20 protein-coding genes are annotated in these 20,775 nt (G+C 51.6%); 6 read left to right on the plus strand and 14 right to left on the minus strand.

Annotation, left to right across the window (positions count from 1 at the left end; all coding sequences use genetic code 11):
- Positions 1-64: 64 nt before the first annotated feature.
- Both L1X57_RS17600 and uraH read right to left on the minus strand, forming a co-directional pair.
- Complete coding sequence (locus L1X57_RS17600) at positions 65-1,264, minus strand: urate hydroxylase PuuD (RefSeq protein ID WP_234667828.1); 1,200 nt, start codon at positions 1,262-1,264, stop codon at positions 65-67.
- Positions 1,265-1,356: 92 nt separating this feature from the next.
- Positions 1,357-1,710 carry a hydroxyisourate hydrolase gene (uraH, locus tag L1X57_RS17605; protein ID WP_009724984.1) on the minus strand — a complete coding sequence of 118 codons (354 nt, stop codon included), beginning with the start codon at positions 1,708-1,710 and terminating at the stop codon, positions 1,357-1,359.
- Positions 1,711-2,237: 527 nt separating this feature from the next.
- Between uraH and L1X57_RS17610 the strand changes: the two genes are divergently transcribed.
- The 4 genes from L1X57_RS17610 to L1X57_RS17625 all read left to right on the plus strand — a co-directional run bounded on the left by L1X57_RS17610 (position 2,238) and on the right by L1X57_RS17625 (position 6,950).
- Complete coding sequence (locus L1X57_RS17610) at positions 2,238-3,692, plus strand: uracil-xanthine permease family protein (RefSeq protein ID WP_009724983.1); 1,455 nt, start codon at positions 2,238-2,240, stop codon at positions 3,690-3,692.
- Between the two features lie 135 nt (positions 3,693-3,827).
- Positions 3,828-5,447 (plus strand): methyl-accepting chemotaxis protein, encoded by a 1,620-nt coding sequence (locus L1X57_RS17615; RefSeq protein WP_009724982.1) that lies wholly within the window; start codon positions 3,828-3,830, stop codon positions 5,445-5,447.
- 86 nt (positions 5,448-5,533) lie between these two features.
- Positions 5,534-6,610, plus strand: a complete 1,077-nt coding sequence (locus L1X57_RS17620) for a PA0069 family radical SAM protein (protein WP_009724981.1) — start codon at positions 5,534-5,536, stop codon at positions 6,608-6,610.
- A gap of 43 nt (positions 6,611-6,653) precedes the next feature.
- The gene (locus L1X57_RS17625) at positions 6,654-6,950 is read left to right on the plus strand and encodes a winged helix-turn-helix domain-containing protein (protein WP_009724980.1); all 297 of its coding nucleotides are present in this window, start codon (positions 6,654-6,656) and stop codon (positions 6,948-6,950) included.
- Between the two features lie 8 nt (positions 6,951-6,958).
- Here the strand turns inward: L1X57_RS17625 and L1X57_RS17630 are convergent, their stop codons facing one another.
- The 4 genes from L1X57_RS17630 to coxB are packed head-to-tail and all read right to left on the minus strand — an operon-like array spanning position 6,959 to position 13,126.
- Positions 6,959-9,157, minus strand: a complete 2,199-nt coding sequence (locus tag L1X57_RS17630; RefSeq protein ID WP_009724979.1) for a heavy metal translocating P-type ATPase — start codon at positions 9,155-9,157, stop codon at positions 6,959-6,961.
- Positions 9,158-9,180: 23 nt separating this feature from the next.
- Entirely contained in the window at positions 9,181-9,537 is a 357-nt protein-coding gene (locus L1X57_RS17635; RefSeq protein WP_009724978.1) for a hypothetical protein, read from the minus strand.
- A complete protein-coding gene (gene ctaD / locus L1X57_RS17640) occupies positions 9,537-12,062 on the minus strand; it encodes a cytochrome c oxidase subunit I (RefSeq protein WP_009724977.1) in 2,526 nt (841 codons plus the stop codon). The genes L1X57_RS17635 and ctaD overlap by 1 nt, the downstream gene beginning before the upstream one ends.
- Positions 12,059-13,126 carry a cytochrome c oxidase subunit II gene (coxB, locus tag L1X57_RS17645; RefSeq protein WP_009724976.1) on the minus strand — a complete coding sequence of 356 codons (1,068 nt, stop codon included), beginning with the start codon at positions 13,124-13,126 and terminating at the stop codon, positions 12,059-12,061. The genes ctaD and coxB overlap by 4 nt, the downstream gene beginning before the upstream one ends.
- Before the next feature lie 85 nt (positions 13,127-13,211).
- On the opposite strand from coxB, the gene L1X57_RS17650 reads away from it, so the two are divergent.
- On the plus strand, positions 13,212-13,679 hold the full coding sequence (locus L1X57_RS17650; protein WP_009724975.1) for a DUF2231 domain-containing protein: 468 nt from the start codon (positions 13,212-13,214) through the stop codon (positions 13,677-13,679).
- A gap of 40 nt (positions 13,680-13,719) precedes the next feature.
- Here L1X57_RS17650 and L1X57_RS17655 read toward each other — a convergent pair whose 3' ends face one another.
- From L1X57_RS17655 to L1X57_RS17690, 8 genes are all read right to left on the minus strand, one after another.
- The gene (locus L1X57_RS17655; protein WP_009724974.1) at positions 13,720-14,145 is read right to left on the minus strand and encodes a CopD family protein; all 426 of its coding nucleotides are present in this window, start codon (positions 14,143-14,145) and stop codon (positions 13,720-13,722) included.
- A gap of 140 nt (positions 14,146-14,285) precedes the next feature.
- On the minus strand, positions 14,286-15,152 hold the full coding sequence (locus tag L1X57_RS17660) for a DUF2797 domain-containing protein (protein WP_039869930.1): 867 nt from the start codon (positions 15,150-15,152) through the stop codon (positions 14,286-14,288).
- Positions 15,136-15,420: a YeaC family protein gene (locus L1X57_RS17665; RefSeq protein WP_009724972.1), complete on the minus strand. Its 285-nt coding sequence runs from the start codon at positions 15,418-15,420 to the stop codon at positions 15,136-15,138. Before L1X57_RS17665 ends, L1X57_RS17660 begins: the two co-directional genes overlap by 17 nt.
- Before the next feature lie 11 nt (positions 15,421-15,431).
- A complete protein-coding gene (locus L1X57_RS17670; protein ID WP_009724971.1) occupies positions 15,432-16,283 on the minus strand; it encodes a rhomboid family intramembrane serine protease in 852 nt (283 codons plus the stop codon).
- A gap of 207 nt (positions 16,284-16,490) precedes the next feature.
- Positions 16,491-17,477, minus strand: coding sequence for a metallophosphoesterase (locus tag L1X57_RS17675; RefSeq protein WP_009724970.1), 987 nt, complete (start codon positions 17,475-17,477; stop codon positions 16,491-16,493).
- A 1-nt stretch (position 17,478) separates the two neighbouring features.
- Positions 17,479-18,357: an NAD(+) kinase gene (locus tag L1X57_RS17680; RefSeq protein ID WP_143759807.1), complete on the minus strand. Its 879-nt coding sequence runs from the start codon at positions 18,355-18,357 to the stop codon at positions 17,479-17,481.
- 200 nt (positions 18,358-18,557) lie between these two features.
- A complete protein-coding gene (locus tag L1X57_RS17685; protein ID WP_009724968.1) occupies positions 18,558-19,427 on the minus strand; it encodes a carboxylate/amino acid/amine transporter in 870 nt (289 codons plus the stop codon).
- An 85-nt stretch (positions 19,428-19,512) separates the two neighbouring features.
- A complete protein-coding gene (locus L1X57_RS17690; RefSeq protein WP_009724967.1) occupies positions 19,513-20,058 on the minus strand; it encodes a YqaE/Pmp3 family membrane protein in 546 nt (181 codons plus the stop codon).
- A 192-nt stretch (positions 20,059-20,250) separates the two neighbouring features.
- On the opposite strand from L1X57_RS17690, the gene L1X57_RS17695 reads away from it, so the two are divergent.
- On the plus strand, positions 20,251-20,658 hold the full coding sequence (locus tag L1X57_RS17695; RefSeq protein ID WP_009724966.1) for a CBS domain-containing protein: 408 nt from the start codon (positions 20,251-20,253) through the stop codon (positions 20,656-20,658).
- The last annotated feature ends 117 nt before the right edge of the window (positions 20,659-20,775 follow it).

Below are 20,775 nucleotides of genomic sequence, written 5' to 3' on the forward strand. Positions count from 1 at the left end.
TGAGGAACTCCGTTGATACAGCAGCTAGCGGTGCTAGCTGCTGACGTCACAACGAACGAGCTGGCTACTCAGACCACGCTTGAATTAATGCGCGCTCTTCATCGCTCATATTGGTCATGTTGCCAAGGGGCATGTAACCACTGGCCACCACCTGCTGAATGCTCTCTTTGTGATGCAAAATTTGATCAAGATTGTCGTAAGCAAAGCCAGCAGGGGGTGCAGAGAAACCAGGCTGGGAAGGCGACTGGGCATGGCACGCGACACAGCGCTGTTCAATAACCATTTGCACATCGGCAATATCCGGCCCACTTTCTGTATTGGAATTAATCTGCTGGCTACTCGGCATCCCTATCCAGAACGCCACCATAATCAAGAGAACGCCTACTGCAGGATAACCAGGCTGTATTTTCCCAGCGTGCATCAACACGAAGTACTGACGAATTAACGCACCCGCAAAAATCAACAGCGCCATGATTACCCACGCATGGGCATGAGAGTAGGCGAAAGAGTAGTGATTACTGATCATTAATAAGACAACGGGTAACGTAAAGTACGTATTGTGTACCGAACGTTGCTTACCACGTTTGCCGTCTAACGGATTTGGTGTTTCGCCTGCTTTCATCGCTTTAACAATGCGGCGTTGCCCAGGAATGATCCAAAAGAACACGTTGGCAGACATCGCCGTGGCCATAACAGCCCCGGTCAATAAAAATGCGGCACGGCCTGAGAACATTTGAGTGCTCAGGTACGCCACCACCACCATCATGATCGCAACACCAATACTTAATAGGCCATCGCGCTCCATGTTGGGGCTGATGCGCTTACACATTTCGTTGTAAACCACCCAACCCAATAACAAAAAGGTCAGCGCCAAAACATTGGCCTGCCAGCCCGTCATATTGGCAGCCCACTCCCAGTTACTGTTCGGATTGACCAGATAGAAGCCGGGATTGACCATGTACAAAATAATGAATAAGGCGAAACCTGATAACCAGGTGGTATAAGCCTTCCAGAAGGACCAGTGGAGGTCATCAGGCAGCTTTTCCGGACTGGTGGCATATTTCTGATTGTGATAGAAGCCGCCACCGTGCACGGCCCACATCTCACCAAACACGCCTTTTTTGCGGCAGTTTTCATCTTTAGGGGATTTTAAGCCGTTATCTAGCATGACAAAGTAGATAGACTCACCAATCCAGGCAATCGCGGCAATAACGTGTAGCCAGCGAAGCATAAAATTAGAAAAATCAATTAAGTAGGACAGCATGTCGGCTTCCTCGCCTCATTTGTTTGTTGTTAGTCGGCAGCATTAGATTTTTTATCAGGGCTATTTTTATCAGGACTATTTTTCAAGTCTCTTTAACTGCCGCGATACGTCGAGTAAGCATAGGGCGATAGCAGTAATGGCACGTGATAGTGCTGTGTGGCGTCATTAACCCCGAAGCGAAGCGGTATCACGTTTAAGAATGCTGGCTCCTTAACCCGGTCACCCCGGCTTGCGAAGTAAGCCCCTGCATGAAATTCCAACTCGTACTCCCCTTCTTGTAACTCAGCGCCGTCTAATATGGGGCGGTCACAGCGGCCATCATCATTGGTGGTTACCGTTTTGAGAAATCTGCGTTCGCCATTAACCACGCAATACAGATCAATTTTGATCCCCTTGCCTGGGCAGCCTTGCGCAGTATCTAGAACATGAGTCGTCACGTAACCCATCGGTTTCTCCTATACTTTTTAATGTAATTACTACTGTTGCTGCGTCCCTGCCATATGTCACAGCTATCAGAAAGCAGCTCACAAATGGGTAACACTCGACGCAGCCCAAACCCTCATGACTACATTTTTATATAAAAAATCGACACATTTCAAAGAATTTTTGTATACATTTTTATTGGGCATCGCTGCTCACTCCATCTAACGCCCCGATTTGGACGCCGCGTCAGCTGGCTATATTTTCTTTTCTGGGCGACAACCAACCATAAAAATACGCTCGCCTAACAGGCAGATCGGCAGAAAATAAAAATTAAATCAATGACTTAAATTCAAAAAAACAATCAAAAGGCCTGATGCAGCTTAGTTTTTATCCACGCTACTTGTCGTTTTGAAAGACGGTATTAGCCAAAGTGATAAGCATAAATAGGGCAAAATGATTTATTTTCAGCAGATTTTTTGTGTACAGTACCAACCTCAATAATGAACAATAATTTCAAATCATTGAATACAACAACAATGGAGAGTCCCTTATGAGTGACGCAATTGCCTCGTCGGAAGAGCGAGCGCGAATAGATGGAAAGAGCACCTCCCTCTTTGATTTTTATGGAAAACCTAAATTCCTAAAGGTGCTGCCGCTTTCTCTTCAGCACCTACTGGCCATGATTGCTGGCGTGATAACACCACCTATTATCGTTGCCGGAGTCGTTGGCGCGAGCGTCGAAGAAAAGCTCCTGCTTATCCAGATAGCGGTACTGGCATCAGGTGTCTGTACCGTGTTCCATCTATACGGTGTGTGGAAATTCGGTGCGCGCTTACCTGCTATCTTTGGTGTCGGCTTTGCCTACGTACCGACACTTGTGGCGGTTGGCGCTCAGTATGGGATTGAAGGAATACTCGGCGCCCAGTTGATTGGCGGTATGACCATGGTCGTGGTGGGCTACTTCATCCAATATATACGCCACCTGTTCCCCCCTGTCGTGGCAGGAACAGTGGTATTGGTAATCGGTCTATCGCTATATGACATCGCTATTCGCTATATGGCGGGCAGTGGAAACGTTAATGCTGCCAATTTTGGTGACCCCATTAATTGGATCGTCGCTGTCGTCACGTTACTCACTGTTTTAATTGCGGCTCAATTTGGTAAAGGGGTGATTAAGCTCTCAGCCATTATTGTGGGCATTGTGGTGGGCTATTTACTTTCCCTATCGCTGGGTTTGGTTAGTTTCGACAACGTAGCCAATGCATCCTGGGTAGCCGTTCCCAAAGTAATGCCATTTGAAATGGAGTTTCACGCAGCAGCCATCGCTTCTATGGTCGTCATTTGTATTATCAACTCTGTTCAGACCATTGGTGATTTATCTGCCACGACCGTTGGCGGCATGAACCGTGAGCTAAAAACAAAAGAGCTTACCGGCGGCCTACTCGGCAATGGTTTAACCACTACCGTCAGCTCTTTCTTCGGCGCCCTGCCCACCTCTACGTTCAGCCAGAATGTTGGCATCGTAGCCATGACCAAGGTAATTAGCCGATACGTACTGGCGCTGGCAGGTATTTTTATGATTCTGGCGGGTCTCAGTCCGAAATTCGGCGCAATGATCACGACGATTCCTTACCCCGTTCTAGGTGGTGCAACAATTACCGTGTTTGGCATGATTACCATGACCGGCATCCAGTTGCTGGTTAAAGATGAGATGTCTGCGCGCAATATGACCATCGTCGGCCTTTCCCTAGCACTAAGCTTAGGCATCGCTGCAGAGCCATCAGCTATCGAACAGTTTCCTGCGGTATTAAGAGATTTGATTGGTGGTGCCCCCATCGTTGTGGCCGCTATTACGGCTTTCACGCTGAATATCGTCCTACCCAAAAAATCTCTTTCAGATGAGGCTAAAGAAAGAGAAAAGATTGCTAACGAAGATAAAGACACTAAGGAAGAAGCCAACAACCAGGGTGATAATCTTAGTCAACGCAGCGTTCATGCCGAATAATGATGTGTTAATTAGCAACAAGATCATCATTTAAAAGCCTTTATTTAAAACATATACGACGCTTTAGAACTGCCGCTAGCCCGGCAGTTCTATTTCTCTATGCAGAACATAATAATGAGACTAATGGAGTGACACATGCATCGCTTAAACAATCTGACAATGAGAATGAGCTGGTCACTCGTTTTATTCTCTTTTCTGACATTACTGCTACTGCTGAGTGGCACCGGCCTCTACGCGGTCAATCATAGCCAGGAAAGCATCGAGCAATTCACCAACGTCAATGTCAATCAACAATCAACACTTAACAGAACCAATTCGTCGATACAAAATGTACGTTTACAAATGGGCCGTCTGTACGAAGAGCTGCTAGAGGCATCCCCTTCTCTTACTGCCGTTGAAAGACGCCAACGAGCTGATGAAATGCGTAGTCTGCTTGAAAACGCAGACAATGTGTTCGCTGAATTCCTTTCTTTATCATTCAACCCTTCTCATGAGCATTTCATTCGTGAAATAGATAGTAGCTTCAATAACATGATGGGTAACCAACTACTTCCTCAACTTGACTCGCTTTACCAAGGGGACACTGCTGGCTACCAACGCCTGCGCAATGGTACCCATGATGCCTATGACACTTTTTATCAAGATGCCGTTAATTTTTTTCATACGGTAGAAGACGAAGGTAATAAGCGTTTGGATAACTTCTCTTCAGTGGTCAACTTAGCTAATTCAACTATTGTTACTGTATTCATCATCGCGTTAATCATCACTGCCATTGTCTACTGGGGCGTAAGCGTCAACTTAATTCGCCCAATGCAACGCATCAACGAGCACTTTCAACATATTGCTAAAGGCGATCTTTCTAGAGGAATTGAAGTGCATGGCCGAAATGAAATCGGCATTCTCTTCAACTCGCTACGCAACATGCAAAAAGATCTGCTGGAGACAGTCGCAACCGTGCGTCATAGCAGTGAAGAGGTCTTTGCAGGTGCACGGGAAATTGCGTTAGGCAACCAAGATCTCGCCTCGCGAACCGAACGTCAATCCGCGTCATTAACACAAACCGCCTCAAGCATTGAAGAAATGACGGCCACCATGGAACGCAACAGTGACAACGCAGCGCAGGCTAGCCACGTTGCTCAAGAGGCCGCGCGCAATGCACAACAAGGTGGTGATGTCGTGACTCATGTGGTTAGTAAAATGCATGAGATACGTCATAGCTCGCAACAGATTACTGACATAATTGGCCTAATTGACTCAATCGCTTTTCAGACCAATATTTTAGCGCTTAACGCGTCAGTTGAAGCCGCCCGGGCGGGTGAACATGGACGTGGATTTGCAGTGGTAGCGAGTGAAGTTCGCCTGCTTGCGACACGCAGCGCTAATGCCGCTGCGGATATCCGTCAATTGATTGCAACGTCAGTAAGTCAGATAGAAGCAGGCACTCAACAAGCTGACCTAGCCAGTGAGTCAATGGTCGCCATTATGGAATCTGTTAAACGTGTCACCACCTTAATGGATGAGATCGCGGTGGCTAGCGAGGAGCAACGCATCGGCATCAACGAAGTTAATAGTGCCGTTGGCGAAATGGAGCAGACGACTCAGCAGAATGCTGCCATGGTGGAGCAAGCCAGCACCTCTGCGACTCAGTTAGAACATGAGGCTGAACGGTTAACCGAGGTGGTACTTAGGTTTAAACTCAACTCCGGCGATGAAAACACCCAATCAAGTGTTCGGCTAGCTGCGTTAACTAACTAAGCCACACCTTGCACATAGAGCCAAACGCCATATACTGTATATATAAACATATATGGCAACTCTAGTCCGTGCAGAGGTGGCAACTAATGGCTTCTTCCCCTTCCAGCGCTACCGTATATAAAGGACGCGGTGCGACATACGACCCACATAACCGCTTCGCGCCAACCTGCAGCGTGGTAGAGGATGATGGCTGGTGGCATGAAGAAGCCACGACAACGCTGGCAACGGAAGTACGCGAGGAACCCAGCAAGAGCGCACTTTCCTGGAACCGGTCGCCGGATTTGCCCTTTGACCGCTCACTCAATCCATATCGCGGCTGCGAGCATGGCTGCATCTACTGCTACGCTCGCACTTCCCACGCCTACTGGGATTTATCACCGGGGCTCGATTTTGAAACTAAATTAATCGCCCGCACAGGACTAGTTGAGCACTTAACAGACGAGCTTAGCCACCCACATTATGTATGTCGTCCTATCAACCTTTCCGGCAACACCGACTGCTATCAGCCGCTGGAAGCAAAATATCAAACAACTCGTCGTTTATTAGAGCTGCTACTGGCATGCAGGCATCCGGTCACCCTAGTCACTAAAAGTACACTAATACTGCGGGATTTAGACCTGCTCGCAGAGATGGCCGAGCACCGGTTAGTGCGGGTGTTTGTTAGCCTGACAAGCCTGGATGCCAACCTAAAGCGTACCTTGGAACCCCGGGCGGCCTCGCCTCAGGCGCGCTTGAAAGTGATCCGCGAGCTCAACACCGCAGGCATTCCAGTGGGTACGCTGGTCTCACCGATTATTCCTGGCCTTACTGACCACGAAATTGAACGCATTCTTGAAGCGGCCAGCCGCGCTGGCGCTCGCACAGCAACGTGGATGCTGCTACGCCTTCCCCACGAGGTCGCACCAATGTTTGAAGCATGGCTACAAGCCCACTACCCAGAGCGAGTTGCTAAGGTAATGAGCCTGATTCGCCAATGCCGAAGCGGCAAAAACTACGATGCACAATTTGGTAAACGCTTCCGGGGTGAAGGTGTATTTGCCGACTTGATCGCCCAGCGCTTTAATCGCGCCAGCCGCCAGTGGAACATGCAGCCACGCACCGAACAGGGCCTGAACACCCACGACTTTCGACCACCCCAGGCGCAAGGGGATTTATTCATTTAAGCTAAGCCTCTTGATCTAGTAGCTTCCCGCCAAAGGAAATTCAATGACATCGCTTAGCAAGACCAAATCAAGTTTTTACCGCCGCTTGTATGTCGCGCATTTAATTGAGCAAGGCGTCGCAAGCGTACCAGCGTTAATCGAGGCTACCGGTATGCCTCGTCGTACCGCGCAAGACACTATCACCTCACTTGCGGAGCTGGATATCGAGTGTGTATTCGAGAAAGGCGAAGGTGAGCGCCATAATATTGGCCACTACCAGATACGTGACTGGGGGGCGATAGATCCTCACTGGGTTGCTACTCATGCGGAACGGCTAAAGCAGTCTCTTGGTTACGCTTAAACACTGGCTCATTGTTCCGGCTCAGACCATGCGAATCGTGCGGCGTTAAGCGTCACGCTGAGCGAGCTTATTGCCATGGCGAGTACTGCGATCAACGGTGGTATCGCCATGACGACCACCACGCCAAGTGCCAAGGTGTTATAAAGTGCCGAAAAGACAAGATTTTGCTCCATAACGCGCCGCGTACGCTTGGCGATGTTGAGCAATTTCACTACCCCACCAATCCCTGGCGTCATGAGTTGGGCGGATGCTCCCTCGCGGGCAGCTTCGCTGGCACTCAGTGGGGCAATGCCAGCGTCTGCTGCCGCCAAGCTTAGCGTATCGTTTAGGCCATCTCCTACAAACAGTGTTGGCGATGGTAACCCACGTAATAGCCGTGCCTTGGCTTCCGGTGAGCGCTGGGCATAGCAAGCTTCGCGCACCAGACCAACACGCTCGCCTAACCAACTAACCGCACCCTGTCGATCACCACTGATCATTGCAACCAAATAACCTGACGCGAGCAAGTGCTTCACGCTTAGCTCCGCACCGTCGACGGGTTGATCGGTCAGGTAGAACGTCGCCAGCCAGCCTGAATCATCCGCCAGCATTACTTGGGAAGCAAAAGCCAGCGTGGCCTCTTCCGCTTGGGAAGGAACATCAACCTGCTGTCGTGTCAGCCAACCGGCGCTACCTATCATCAGACATTCACCGTTTACAAGGCGAACACGGCGTCCTTCCCCGGGGAATTCATCAATGTCTTCTATGGAAGGCTGAAAGCTTTGTTGATCTTGGCCACCCGACCAACGCGCCAATGCTTGCGCCAACGGATGTTCGCTCCCGGCAACGGCGCTGGTGAGCTTGTGCTGCAGCATGTGTTCATCCATGCCACCCCGTGCTTGCCAGTGCAGTACCGCATGGCATCCTGTCGTTAAGGTTCCGGTTTTATCCAGCGCTACTGAACGAATACGCGCCAAGATTTCTAGCGCGGCGGGATCGCGCAGCGCGATACCTTGCTGCATAGCCTGACCGCTACCCGCAAGACTAGCCAACGGCACCGCCAGCCCAACGGCACAGGGGCATGCCACCACGAGCACTGAGAGCGCACGCACCAATGCATCCTCCCACCCCAATCCAACGAGTAGCGTACCAAGCAACGTCACTAGCGAGAGCACAAGTGCCAAAGGACTTAACCAAGCGGCAAAACGGTCGGCTAGTTTCTGCAGTTCCCCTTTTTGGGCCTGATAGCGGCGCATTTCATGACGCAGTCGATCCAATCGGCGTTTACCAACCCCCGCAGTGACCTGTATTACCAGTGGCGTTGTGCCTAAGTAGCGACAGCCGGCGTACACTTTCTGCCCTACATTGAAGTGACGTGGCAAGCTTTCACCGGTCAGTGAGGCGGTATCAATCCAACCGGGAGCATCAAGAATGCCATCTAGCGTCACTAACTCCCCCGGCGCTAGCTTAACGCGCGTACCCGCGACCACATCATTGACAGGTAGTAAGACCCAGCCCCCCTTTTGCCAAGCGCTTATAGCTGCATCTGGCAACGCCAGTGCATCCAGCGCTTTCAGTCCACGTTGGCGGCACAGCGTTTCTACCAGTCGCCCAACGAGCAACAGCACTATCAGCATAACCGCCGTATCGAAATACACCTCCGCCGAGCCCCGCCACAACAACCCAATCGACACACTCACTGCACCGATCGCGCCAAGGCTAACCAGCACATCCATCCCTGGGCGTTTGGCAAGTAACGTGCGCCAGCCCGCTCGGTAAAACGGCAGGCCCGAATACACCACCACTGGCAGTGCAAAGGCACCCGATATCCAGGCCACCACTTGCTCTATCGATGCGCTCGGTAGCGCTCCCACATAAATAAGCAATGATGCCAACATCGTCCACATACCGAATACGGCGCCTACTAACAACCGCAAGGTAAGGTAGCGGCTCTCCTGTTCAAGACGTTCATGGGCATCATCAACGGCTTCTAATTCAGTTAGCCGATAGCCTAACCGTTTGACTACCGGCGCAAGCTCCGTCAGATCGACTGCCTCTCGCGCACCTTTCACCCACACGGTTGCCGTGGGGTAATGAACGCTAGCGTCGATGACCCCAGGCAGACGTGTTAGCGCACCCTCTACCGCCAGAGCACAGCTGGTACACCACATACCATGTAAAGTGTAAAGGGGAGTGTTATGGCCAGAAGTCTCATTGTCTTCTGGCATCGAGTTAACGTGGGCGCTATGACTTATAGGCAAGGCGGCACACTGATAATCGGCATACCTGCAAACACCACGCCGAAAGCAGAAAACAAATACAGCCACGCCGAGACAGTGGCATGAAAGCGCTGGCGTCCTTGATGCTGCTTCGCCACTTGGCAACTCCCCCAGGCAAGCGCCGCAAGCCCCACGGCAGTGATGAAGCTAACGCCGCCTAATACGGCATTAAGCCCAGTGAGGGCACCCGCTTCTGGCGGCGGTGGCACCACTGCACAGGCCACTGAAAGGCCGCTGTAAACCGCCACAAACCATAGGCTCCACAGCGTTAGTCCGATAATTAAGTGAATGGGGTGCGTAAAATGAAGTCGTGTCAGCACCATCGCCATTACCCTCCTATCACCCGAGGCAGTATCGCCAACGCCCCCACTAACAACCAGAACGTGACCACGTTATAGCGCCACAGTAACGCCACTACGGCAGGTTCAAACGGCGCATGCGCACCCACATAGCCATAGCCAACGCGCAGGCCTTGTAGCACCGTTAAGATAACCGCCAGTCCACCGTGAAAAAGCGCATACACAAGCCCTACCAGCATCACTGCATCGTGGGTGGTTTGGGTGGGTGAAAGCTCCGCATTGAAAAAAGCCCAACCGGTTAGTGCCACCTGGATAGCGCCAAAGGCACCTGATAGATAAAGCCCCGCTCCCAGGCCTCTATCGTGCTGCTGGCGTAGCCCACGCACTAGCTTTTCTATCACTAGGCTGCCTGCCAGTATGGCTAAACCTGCAACCACCATCGCCATTAAAGAAAGCGGTGAGGTATCAGGCATTTGCCACTCTGGTGAAACCGTCCATAGATAGAACCAACCGAACAGGTAGGAAAGAAAGAACGACCCGTTGGCAATTAGGAAAACGGCCATAGCCCAAAGCCCAGGGCCATCCATCGTACGTGAGTGCAGCGGTGGGTCTCCTGGGGCCACACCGGCTTCCGGCGCGGCGTTAGGGTGCACACCGTTTTCCCACGACCAGCGCAGTAGAAATATGCCGGCAATCACTACAAAGATACCCGCTAGCGCGTATACACGGGTTAATAAGCTAATGCACACTACCGCCAACGCTGCTGCGGCAAACAGCGGCCACCATGAGTTACCGGGCAGGTGAATGATTTCGCGCACTTTGCCAGTAATCGGGTCGGTACCCCACATTTCACGCCGACCGTGGGAAGGCACCGCTAAGCCGTGCTTACCTTCCGCCATAGTGCGCGGCAAACTTGGGTCATCCCACAGTGGATGGCGGCTTTCCACATTAGGCAGGCTTACAAAGTTATAGGCACTGGGGGGCATCGTGTTAGCCCACTCCAGCGTATCGGCATTCCAGGGGTTGTGTTTAGCCGGTTTCCCGAAACGAAAGTGCAGCGCAATATCCAGCAGCACCATGGCAATACCCGCCGATAGCACAAAGCTACTTACCGATGAGAGCAGGTTATAAATCTCCCAGCCGGAGCCAGCCTCATAGGTATAAACACGCCTGGGCATGCCTAAAAGCCCCGTCCAATGCATGATCAAAAAAGTACCGTTAAAGCCTAAAAAGGTCAGCCAGAAACCCCAACGCCCCAGGTTTTCTGACGGCATACGTCCGGAAAATAGCGGCAACCAGTAGTAAAGCCCTGCAATCAATGGAAAGAACATGCCACCGACCAGGACATAGTGCATGTGAGCCACCACAAAGTGGGTATCGTGCACCTGCCAGTTAAACGGCACTAGCGCTAGCATCACCCCTGTTAAACCACCGCAAACGAAAATAATCAAAAAGCCCATTACCCAAAGCATGGGCAGTTTCATTTTAGGTTTACCCAGCCACAAGGTAGCCAACCAAACGAACACTTGAATCGCCGTTGGCACCGCCACCAGCATGCTAGCCGCCGAGAAAAATGCCTGAGCTAACTGTGGTATACCCACCGTAAACATGTGATGTACCCAAAGCCCAAAACTGATAAAGCCCATAATAGTGATAGCGGCTACCACCCAGCCGTAACCTACAATGGGCCGCCCGGCAAAAACCGGTATTAGTGTGGAAACAATGCCTGCTGCAGGCAAAAAGATGATGTACACCTCAGGATGGCCAAACAGCCAAAACAGATGCTGCCATAGTAAAGGATCGCCACCGCCTGCAATCTGGAAAAATGGCATACCAACCGCGCGCTCAAGTTCAAGCAGTATGCTGCCGAGAATCAGCGGTGGAAATCCCACCACAATCATTAGCGCCATGGCCAGGATATACCAAGCAAACAGCGGCATTTTATGCAGCGCCATACCCTGGGTGCGGGTGCGCAAAATTGACACCACCAACTCTACACCCGCAGACACCGCGGAAATTTCCACAAAGGTGATCCCCAGCAGCCAAAAATCTGAGCCCAAGTCAGGAGCGAACTCTTTACTGCTAAGGGGGGTGTACATAAACCAGCCGCTGGAAGGTGCCATTTCAATAATCAGGCTGGAAGTAAGGATAATCCCGCCAAACAAATAGCAAAAATAGCCGAGTGACGTTAGCCGAGGGCACACCAGGTCACGGGCACCGATCATTTTTGGAATCAGATAAATCGCCAGTCCTTCCAGCATAGGAATAGCGAATAGAAACATCATCACCGTGCCATGCATGGTGGTGACCTGATTATAAATATCTGGCGACATGAAATCTTGGTCGGGCATCGCCAACTGGGTTCGCACCAGCATTGCCAAAATGCCGCCAATAAGGAAAAACACCATCCCAGTGACCATAAAACGCAGGCCAAGCGTGGTGTGGTTGACGATAGTTAAAGATCTTAAACCTTTGGGATTGCCCCAAATCGCGTGCAAGTCTTCATGCAACTGCTGCGGGTCATGCTCAATGGCCTCTTGATTTACGCTCTTCATGGGGTCAAGGCCTCCAGCCAAGCACCCAGGGCATCCAAGGTGTCCGTTTCAATACCATTGTGGGCAGGCATTCTATTACCGGGCTTCAGCGTTTGATGATGCTGCAACCAGTGGCTAACCGCCCCCTCTTCCATGGCAATCACCCCCGCTCCCAGCATGGCGCGACCGCCCACATCGGAAAGCGTTGGGCCAACGCCCCTTTGGCTAATCCCGGCTACCTGGTGGCAACTGGCGCAGTGCGTCATAAAGGCATCTCGTGCGCCATCGTAAGCGTCATCACTAAGGGCGAGTTCGCGAAGCGATGTCGCTTGCCTTGCGGTTAACCACGCCTCAAACTCGCTGCGAGGTACGGCTTCCACATGCAACCGCATATGGGCGTGGCCCACGCCGCAAAGCTCAGCACACTGAGCACCAAACACCGCTGGCTCATCGGCTTCTAAACGAATTTTATTTACTCGGCCCGGCAGCATATCTATTTTCCCCCCTAGCCGAGGCACCCAAAACGCATGAATCACGTCGGCGCCACTGACGTGAAAGTCTACCGGCTCGCCCGCGGGCATAACCAGTTGATTTGCAGTGACAACTTCACCACCTTCCGCACCGGGGTAGCGCACTTCCCACCACCACTGATGACCAATCACCTCGATGACTTCCGGCGGCTCGCTCATGGGTAGCGTTAGCATCCGCTGGCCAGCAGGGACACCAAACAGTAGCAGCGCGGTAATGCTGGCCACAGGCAACATAATGCCGCCACCAATAATCCAGCGACGAGCGATACGGCGCTCCTGGGCAGGTGTGCGTTCTACGTTTCTTGGTTTGAAGGCGTAAAGCCAAAGTACTGTCACTCCGATCAGTACAATGGTGGCAAACCCGAGCATTACCCACCAAATTAGCCGCACGTCTCGCGCAGCAGGCCCGGCAGGGTCTAAGATGGAGGTATCGCCTGTACAGCCAGCAAGACCTATCACCATGACAGCCCATAGTAAGCAAACCATGCGATTGACCCATCGGCATGATAAGCGTTGAATACTCGCAATAGACGTTGCGCTGTTACGTTCCCTCATTAGCAGTTTCCCTATCGTACTGTTTATCTGAGCGACTGTTTCGCTTTGTCTACCCATTTACTTTGTCTACACACAGGAAGTGACCATGACACATACGCCCCGACGTTCGATAAAAAGCCGCGCTTCGCTGGCTGGCCACCCGCTTCATCCAGTAATGATTCACTTTCCTGTGGCCGCGCTGATGGCTCTGGTCGCCAGCGACCTGGCCTACTGGTATACCCAAGACCCCTTCTGGCTGCGCAGCGGCTTGTGGCTGGCAGGAGTAGGCGCGTTTGGCGGCTGGATCGCTTCGGTGGCAGGCATTATCGACTTGGTCACCGTGGCGCGTATCCGGCGCCTGATCACTGGCTGGAGCCACGCCATTGTGGCAGTCGTCATGTTGTCGCTGGCATCGCTTAACTGGCTGCTGCGATTTAATGAACCTAGCGCGGTACTGCCCTGGGGGCTGGCCATTTCTCTGGTTACTGGCGGTCTGATTGCACTGACCGGCTGGCTGGGCGGCCAATTGGTATACGAACATGCTGTCGGCGTCGAGGTTGAGGAGTCGTCCTAGCGGCATAGTGGCGACAATGAAGGTAATAATCGTCATCGCGTTAGCTCCACGCCAGCGGTTTGGAGAGCACAAACCCAAGCACACCAAACATACCCGTTAACGCGAGTATTAAGGCACACAGGCTGGCGGCCTTTACGCCTTTGAAAATACCCATTTCCAGCCGCAAAATCAGCCAGCCGAAGCAGCCGTGGGCAGCCACCATTAGCACCACGGCACCCAGCTTAAGGATTAACCACCCACCGAGAAGACCGTGCAACAGGAACAGCAGTGTGCCGGACGCGATGGCAACCAATGCAGCAGGCGTTGCAATCGAGTTATAAAAAAATCGCGGTATGGGTGGCGTGCCTTGCGCGAATCCAGCGTCTTTACGCAGCTGAAGCGAATGCAAAAGCAGCGCGGGCAAATACAGAAGTGCGCCGCACCAGATGACCAGCGCGGCGATGTGCAGCAGTTTTAGCCATGGCATCGAAGCTTCCTTGCGTTGCGTAAGGCAAAATGGGCTCAACCCTAGTAACCTTAGTTAACGAAAGCGACTCTGGCTAGGCAGGATAGCTAAGATAAGCAGTTGTGATCAGTTAAGAGAACCGTTAGGAGATATAGCGAGATTCACCCCACAGCGATTTCATAACCGGTGAACTTTCGTAGATTAATGACCCCAGTATCAAAGATTAGGTACTGCCCTTTTACGCCTTGAAGAATGCCTTCAATCAGCGGCTGCTTATCAAAGTTATGGGACGTCACCTTGCTCGGAAAGGTCGCGACGGGATAATGAAAGTCCAACGGCGTTTCATCCAGCGTACGAATGGCATCCGCACCGTGCACGTCACGTAGCTGCCCTAACCCACTGGCTAACAGGTTGAAAAGACGGTCGCGCTCAGCGCATAAGTCCAGTGGCTCCACCTCACCTTTTAGCATGGCACGCCAGTTAGTTCGGTCGGCCACTTGCTCTTTAAAGAGCATTTCAACAAACCCGGACTGTTGTCGGGTATTTACTTCAAGAATAGGCAGCGCCTGAATGGCTCCTTGGTCTAGCCATCGGGTGGGCATTTGAGTTTTACGGGTGATGCCCACCTTCAAGCCTGATGAGTTCGCTAAGTAAACGATATGCGGTTGGAAGCAGTGTTTTTCACCCCATTCAGGCTCCCGACAGGTGCCCTGATGATAGTGGCAGGTCTCGGGTTTCATAATACAGGTATCACACTGGGCTAGTCGCTTAAAGCAGGGGTAACAGTAGCCTTGGGCAAAACTTTTTTTGGTTGCACGACCGCAGTGGGTACAGGCAATCGCACCACTCCAGGCAAGGCGCATCGGCGAGCCGATACGCTCATTCAGTGGCATCCGGTGTTCGCCCGCACGAAGGTGATACACCACCTGATCATCTTGGCGGCTAGGTAAGTCAGCGGCCATTTTTTGCAAACACCCTTGCACTGAGGGTGCTGTTGAAGCAAACAGTTCATCAGTCACGCGTGGCATCCCGAGCAAGGCCTGCCATTTCAGGGGAAACACCGGCACCGGTCGCGCCAGCACCGCAGGTACGCCGTTCCAGATAACCGACGCGGTTCTCTTCAGGAACGTTATTTTCCATCTCAAAACGCATCACAGCTTCCAGACATAGCTCGGTCTGCTCTGGCGTTAAATATCGGCCATCGGGCCATTTCCGCAACGCAACCGCCTGTTTAAGGCTTTCGTAAATGGCAGGCGTCATTTGGTTAATCATTTTATCGAAGGTCATGTCACTCATCGTAGGCACCTTTAATGTTTGCTTCGTTTGGATGAATAATACCAGCCTGTGACCAGCCCCACGAGCAGCCCACCCAAGTGCGCTTCATTCGCTACGTTGCCAAAACCCACGCTACCGGCAATATCAGTCATGGTGAATACCATCCAGCCCAGCATGAAGACGACTAGCATCTGGGGGACGAAAAATCCGCTTTTCGGAGCACGATAGGACATCAGCCACACATGAGCCAGCAAGGCGTAAACCACGCCAGACATACCGCCAAACAGCACCGTGCCAGTGACATATTGCGCAAGGTTAGCGCCAATACCGGCAACCATTAGCAGTAGCAGCATGGTACGACTACCCTGAAGCTGCTCAATTTGACGCCCGAAGTACCACACCCACATCAGGTTGAAGATCAAATGCATCCAGCCAAAGTGTAAAAACGCAGGCGACAGTAAGCGCCATACCTGGCCAGACATTATCGTGTCACTGAGGTTGCCATATACTAGCTGCCCACCTGAAACCCCCACAGGTACGATAGTGAGCCCTACAATCAGCAGGTCACCGAATACCCCAGTTAGCGCAAAAATAAACAGGCTAATACCAATCATCAGTGCTGTAACAGGCACTTGGCGTAACATTGCTACCAAGTGGCGCCCCCCGAGCTGGCGACTAGGTCGTGTAGCATTAGTAATCAGTGGCTCACCTCGCTCCCAACGGCTAACCAACGATTTCATGTCATCATGCTGGCGCGGGTCGGCAACCCACAGCAGTTGGCCATCTGTTTCATCGGTAATACGGTGACCAATGCGGTAGTGCCATAGCGCCTTTCGCAGTTCTTTTGTGTCCGCGCCCGTGGGTAAAAGCATTACTGGATGCATGGCAGGTTCCTTTCAACCAATAAGTATTAGCGCGACGACACGCCGCGTCACCAACGGATAGACGAAAAAAATCCGGCGGAGGGGGCCGCCGGATAAAAAAGCAAGGGATCATTCAAGGGAACACTTACTCTGATAACCGGCAACACCGTTAGTTCAGCTATTTTGAAAAAAATATGTAACCATATGTAAAGCTAAAAAATATCGCTGTTAATCAAAATCAATTTCCCACGGTTTAGGCAGCGCACGCTCCTCTTTTGGCACCTGTATCCACACAAAATGATCCGCATTCAGCCGCGTTTCTCCGCTCCAGCGATAGGCGACTAAACGGCCAAATTTCACCGCACTATAATCCAGGCAGGCAATGTTGCGTGCTGGTAGGGCGGGAATACCCTCACACCAGTAATGGCCGATAAACAGCGGTGGCTGCTCAGGCCCGTAATAACTAAGGCGCTGACGCTCAGTGTCAGTAAGCGTTCTGGTCTCTAAATCACCAGGAAGGTTATCTGGCTGAAATACCACATCCCCCCACTGCTGAGGGTTAGCTGACCAAAAGTGAGCACGAAAACTCTGTCTGGTGAAACCATCACCTGAGTGTATGGCAATGCCCTCTGGTAACGGTATATGTGGGCCGCGTGTTAAACGATCAAGTATACGAAAGGCTTGAGTTGAGGGGTCAGTGGACTCAACCAAAAAGCGGTTGTCCATACAGGCGTTGGGGGCACGTTGCTTAAGCTGTTGAATCAGCTCTTCATCCCAGCAGGCATGCACTACGCGTATCCCGTCCAGCTCCAGACATAGCGGAATAGTCTTAAACCACGCCAAGGTGTCTTCCCACTCATTGGTATAATCGCGGTACTGAGCTAGCGTATCTTCAATAATGCGGTTATGACGCGGCGTATGTTCGCGCAGCCAGCGCTTCTTGCTGCCAGGGGGTGCAGGGTGCGTATAGGCTAGCGCATTGTATTCATGATTACCCATGACAATATGCGCTTCGCCCTCCTCTACCATTCGGCGCGCGATCGTAACGGCCAAACGAATACGGGGGCCGCGATCGATTAAATCGCCTAAAAAGATCACCTTTCGGCGTGGGTGTCGGTACACACCACCTCGCTGATGATAACCAAGCCGTTCTAGTAACGCTGCGAGCGTTGCACCACACCCATGTACATCACCGATTAAATCGTAGCCCTCCATGTTAGTCCCCTAGCCGATGGCTCCAGCCGAGTTTACTGCGCAACACTTCATAGAAGTTATGCCCAATAGGATGCACTAGCTGAACGCGTTCCGGTTTACGTTGAATGACGAGCACATCGTCAGGTTTAGCCACTGCACGGGTTTGTCCGTCGCAACTGATATGGGGATAGGTTTGATTAGTCTCACCAATGTGAACACGGATCTCACTGGCTGCGTCAATTACGATAGGACGACTTGAAAGCGTGTGAGGAAACATGGGCACTAATGTCACCACATCAAGCTTGGGATGCATGATCGGTCCGCCTCCAGAAAGTGCATAGGCGGTTGAGCCCGTAGGCGTGGCAATAATCAGTCCATCGCTACGTTGGCTATAAACAAACTGCCCATCAATAAACAGCTCAAATTCAATCATGCGTACCGCTTTGCCTGGATGAACCACCACTTCATTGAGCGCGACACCACTCCCCACCGCCTTGCCGTTTCGATACAGCACAGCATCTAGCAAGAAACGCTCTTCAACTTCAAACTCCCCCGCCAGCACTTCGCCAACGCGACTTTCCAGTTCATCGGGAGAAATATCAGTTAAAAAGCCTAACCGCCCCCGGTTGACGCCTAACATCAACGTACCGCTGAGGCAAAGCGTACGGGCAGCTCCCAACAGGCTACCATCACCACCCACGACGATGACCAGATCGCACAGTTCGCCGAGCATGCGGCGGCTGGCTTCAGGCAATCCATGGTTCGGCAGTGCCGTTGCCGTGCGGTCTTCAACAAGAACTCTGTAGTCGTGGGCAACTAAATAGCTGACCAGCCGCTGAAGCGAATCGACCACTTTGTCGCTGCCTAAACGACCGATTAGACCTATCGTTTTAAAGGGCATCGTTTTAAAGGACGTCGTTTTGAAAGGCTGCGTGCGTTTGGCCTGGCTCAAGGGTGCTAAACCTGACGATGGGGTGTTAGACATGGACGACTCTCGCTAGCATCAGCCCACATTATGGAGAGTATGAGGGTGTCGAGCAAATTGCCCAGCGTAACGCAGAGCGGCTGGCTACTCTGGGCAAAAACAATGGCTTAAATTAGTTAGGCAGATATAGCGCGACGGCGCTGTAACCACCAGTGGTTCAGCCACAAAGAAGCGGCCATGATAACCGCGCCTAGCAGCAGCTTGCCGATATCCGCATCGCGGTTCCAAATCACCAGATTAACCACCAAGCCAGCGGGCACTAGCGCATTGTTCATTATTGCCAGTGTTCCGGCATCTACCTTAGTGGCTCCCTGGTTCCAAGCGAAATAACCTACGCCAGAAGCGACTAGCCCAAGCCATGCCAACACGCTCCACTGCACTGGCGTACTGGGCAGCGCTGTTGTATTACCAAAGAGCAAAAAGGCAGGGAGTGCCACCAGCATTGCGCCAATAAAAAACCAGCCGAAGACGTTATGCCACGCTAAGGTGGGTGGTAAATCAGCGGCAAGGCGACGATAACCTACCTGGCCTAACGCGAAACAGAGATTTGCCCCCTGCACCACCAAAAACCCTAGCCAAAATCCACTATCAATGCCGTCGTAACGAATAACGCCCGCCCCGATCACCGCCAATATTGCGGTTACTAGGTAAATAGGCGTGAAGCGCTTAAACATTAGGTCATCTAGGAGTGCGATATAAACCGGTGTAAAAATCGTGAATAACAGAACTTCAGGTACCGATAGTAGTAAAAAAGAGTGATAGAAGAAGGTGTACATCACACCTAACTGTACTGCACCCAATGCCATCAACGCTAAGCGCTGTTTGCCACGTAGCAAGCTGGGGCGTAAAAACGGCAGAAAAACCAGCATGGCGAGAGTTACCCTGACAAGCACTGCAAAGTAGCTATCTACTTGACCTGCCAGGTACACGCCAATCAACGAGAAGGAGAACGCCCACAACGCCGTTACGCCAACAAGATAACCCATCGTAAACCCCATAAAAAAGAAAAGTTGACAGGGATTATACGCGCTTAACAACAACTGCCAATGGGACAGACGAGGAATCGTTAGCTTAGTGCTTTTTTAACCATGTAAACGCATGTACCACACCAGGAATCCAACCCAGTAACGTCAAAACAACACTAATGGCAATACGTTTTGGCCCACCTGCTGTTAACCCAACGGCCAAAGGTGGTAGCAAAATGGCTAACGCACGATAGGCAAACAGTAGCGAAGTAGGTTGAGACGGCACCGACACTTCCCCTGAAACCATGGGTGAAGAGGCTTGTTGTTTCAGCGTGTTGGTGGCCTCATTTGTTTGCACTGGAGGCGTAAAATGCTCTACCGCTGACTGCGCTTGTTCTGCTTGCTGCTTCTCTTTAGCAAGCGCGTTTTGATGAGCTTCTTTGTCAATTTTCTGCTCTAACGTTTCCGCGCCGTCTGCCAAATCATCGTGATGACGCTCCCAATCTTCCCAATCATGTGGCGTACCGGATTTTGGACGTTGACTGCCTGCCCCGCGAGCTCGTTCCCACGCTTTCTCTTCTAATGTATTAGGCCGTTCAGGGTCTCGTTCTAAGCCAACGCCTTTGCGATTGAGGTATTCACGTGCGTCCATAATGACTCCTTACAGCGTCTGAAATGAAGCAAAGCGTTGAATGTATCAATAATAAGGACAACGCAGGGCGAGTTAAATCTTCTACATTAATGAATTATAGATCTTGTGATTCATGGCTTTCATGCAGCAAGCGGTTATTGCTCTATTCTCCTGCAGAGTGAAGCTGCGCGTATTACGTCAAGGAGTGTCAACATGAATAAAAAAACCCCCGATACCGTACGCGATGTCATGTCACGGGACTGCTACCGTGTCACTGGCCAAACCTCTATCACTAATTTGGCTCAAGGTTTGGCATTGCACCGTTTACCAGGCGCCCCAGTAGTAGATGCGTCTGATCGGTTGATTGGTTTTATATCTGAGCAGGATGTGATGGGCCGCGTATTGGACAGCATCTATCACGATGATGAAGCGCCGCTGGTACGCGAGTTAATGCGCCAAGACGTGCTCACAACAACGCCCAATAAAAGCATCACCGATTTAGCACAGGAAATGCTCGGAGCGAAACCTAAGATTTATCCCGTCGTCGAACAACAACGCTTAGTCGGGATTGTCACGCGCCGCGATATCTTAATGGCACTGCTGACCATTCGCCGCCACTAGCCATCGGCCATCAACCACACATGCAATCGTTCATCTTCAGAGATGCGACCGATTTAAAAGCAAAAAAAACCGCTGCTTGATAAGCAGCGGAAGCAAGGGATCGAAAACAATAGCCAG

The sequence above is a fragment of the Halomonas sp. TD01 genome, from assembly GCF_923868895.1.
Lineage (GTDB): Bacteria > Pseudomonadota > Gammaproteobacteria > Pseudomonadales > Halomonadaceae > Vreelandella.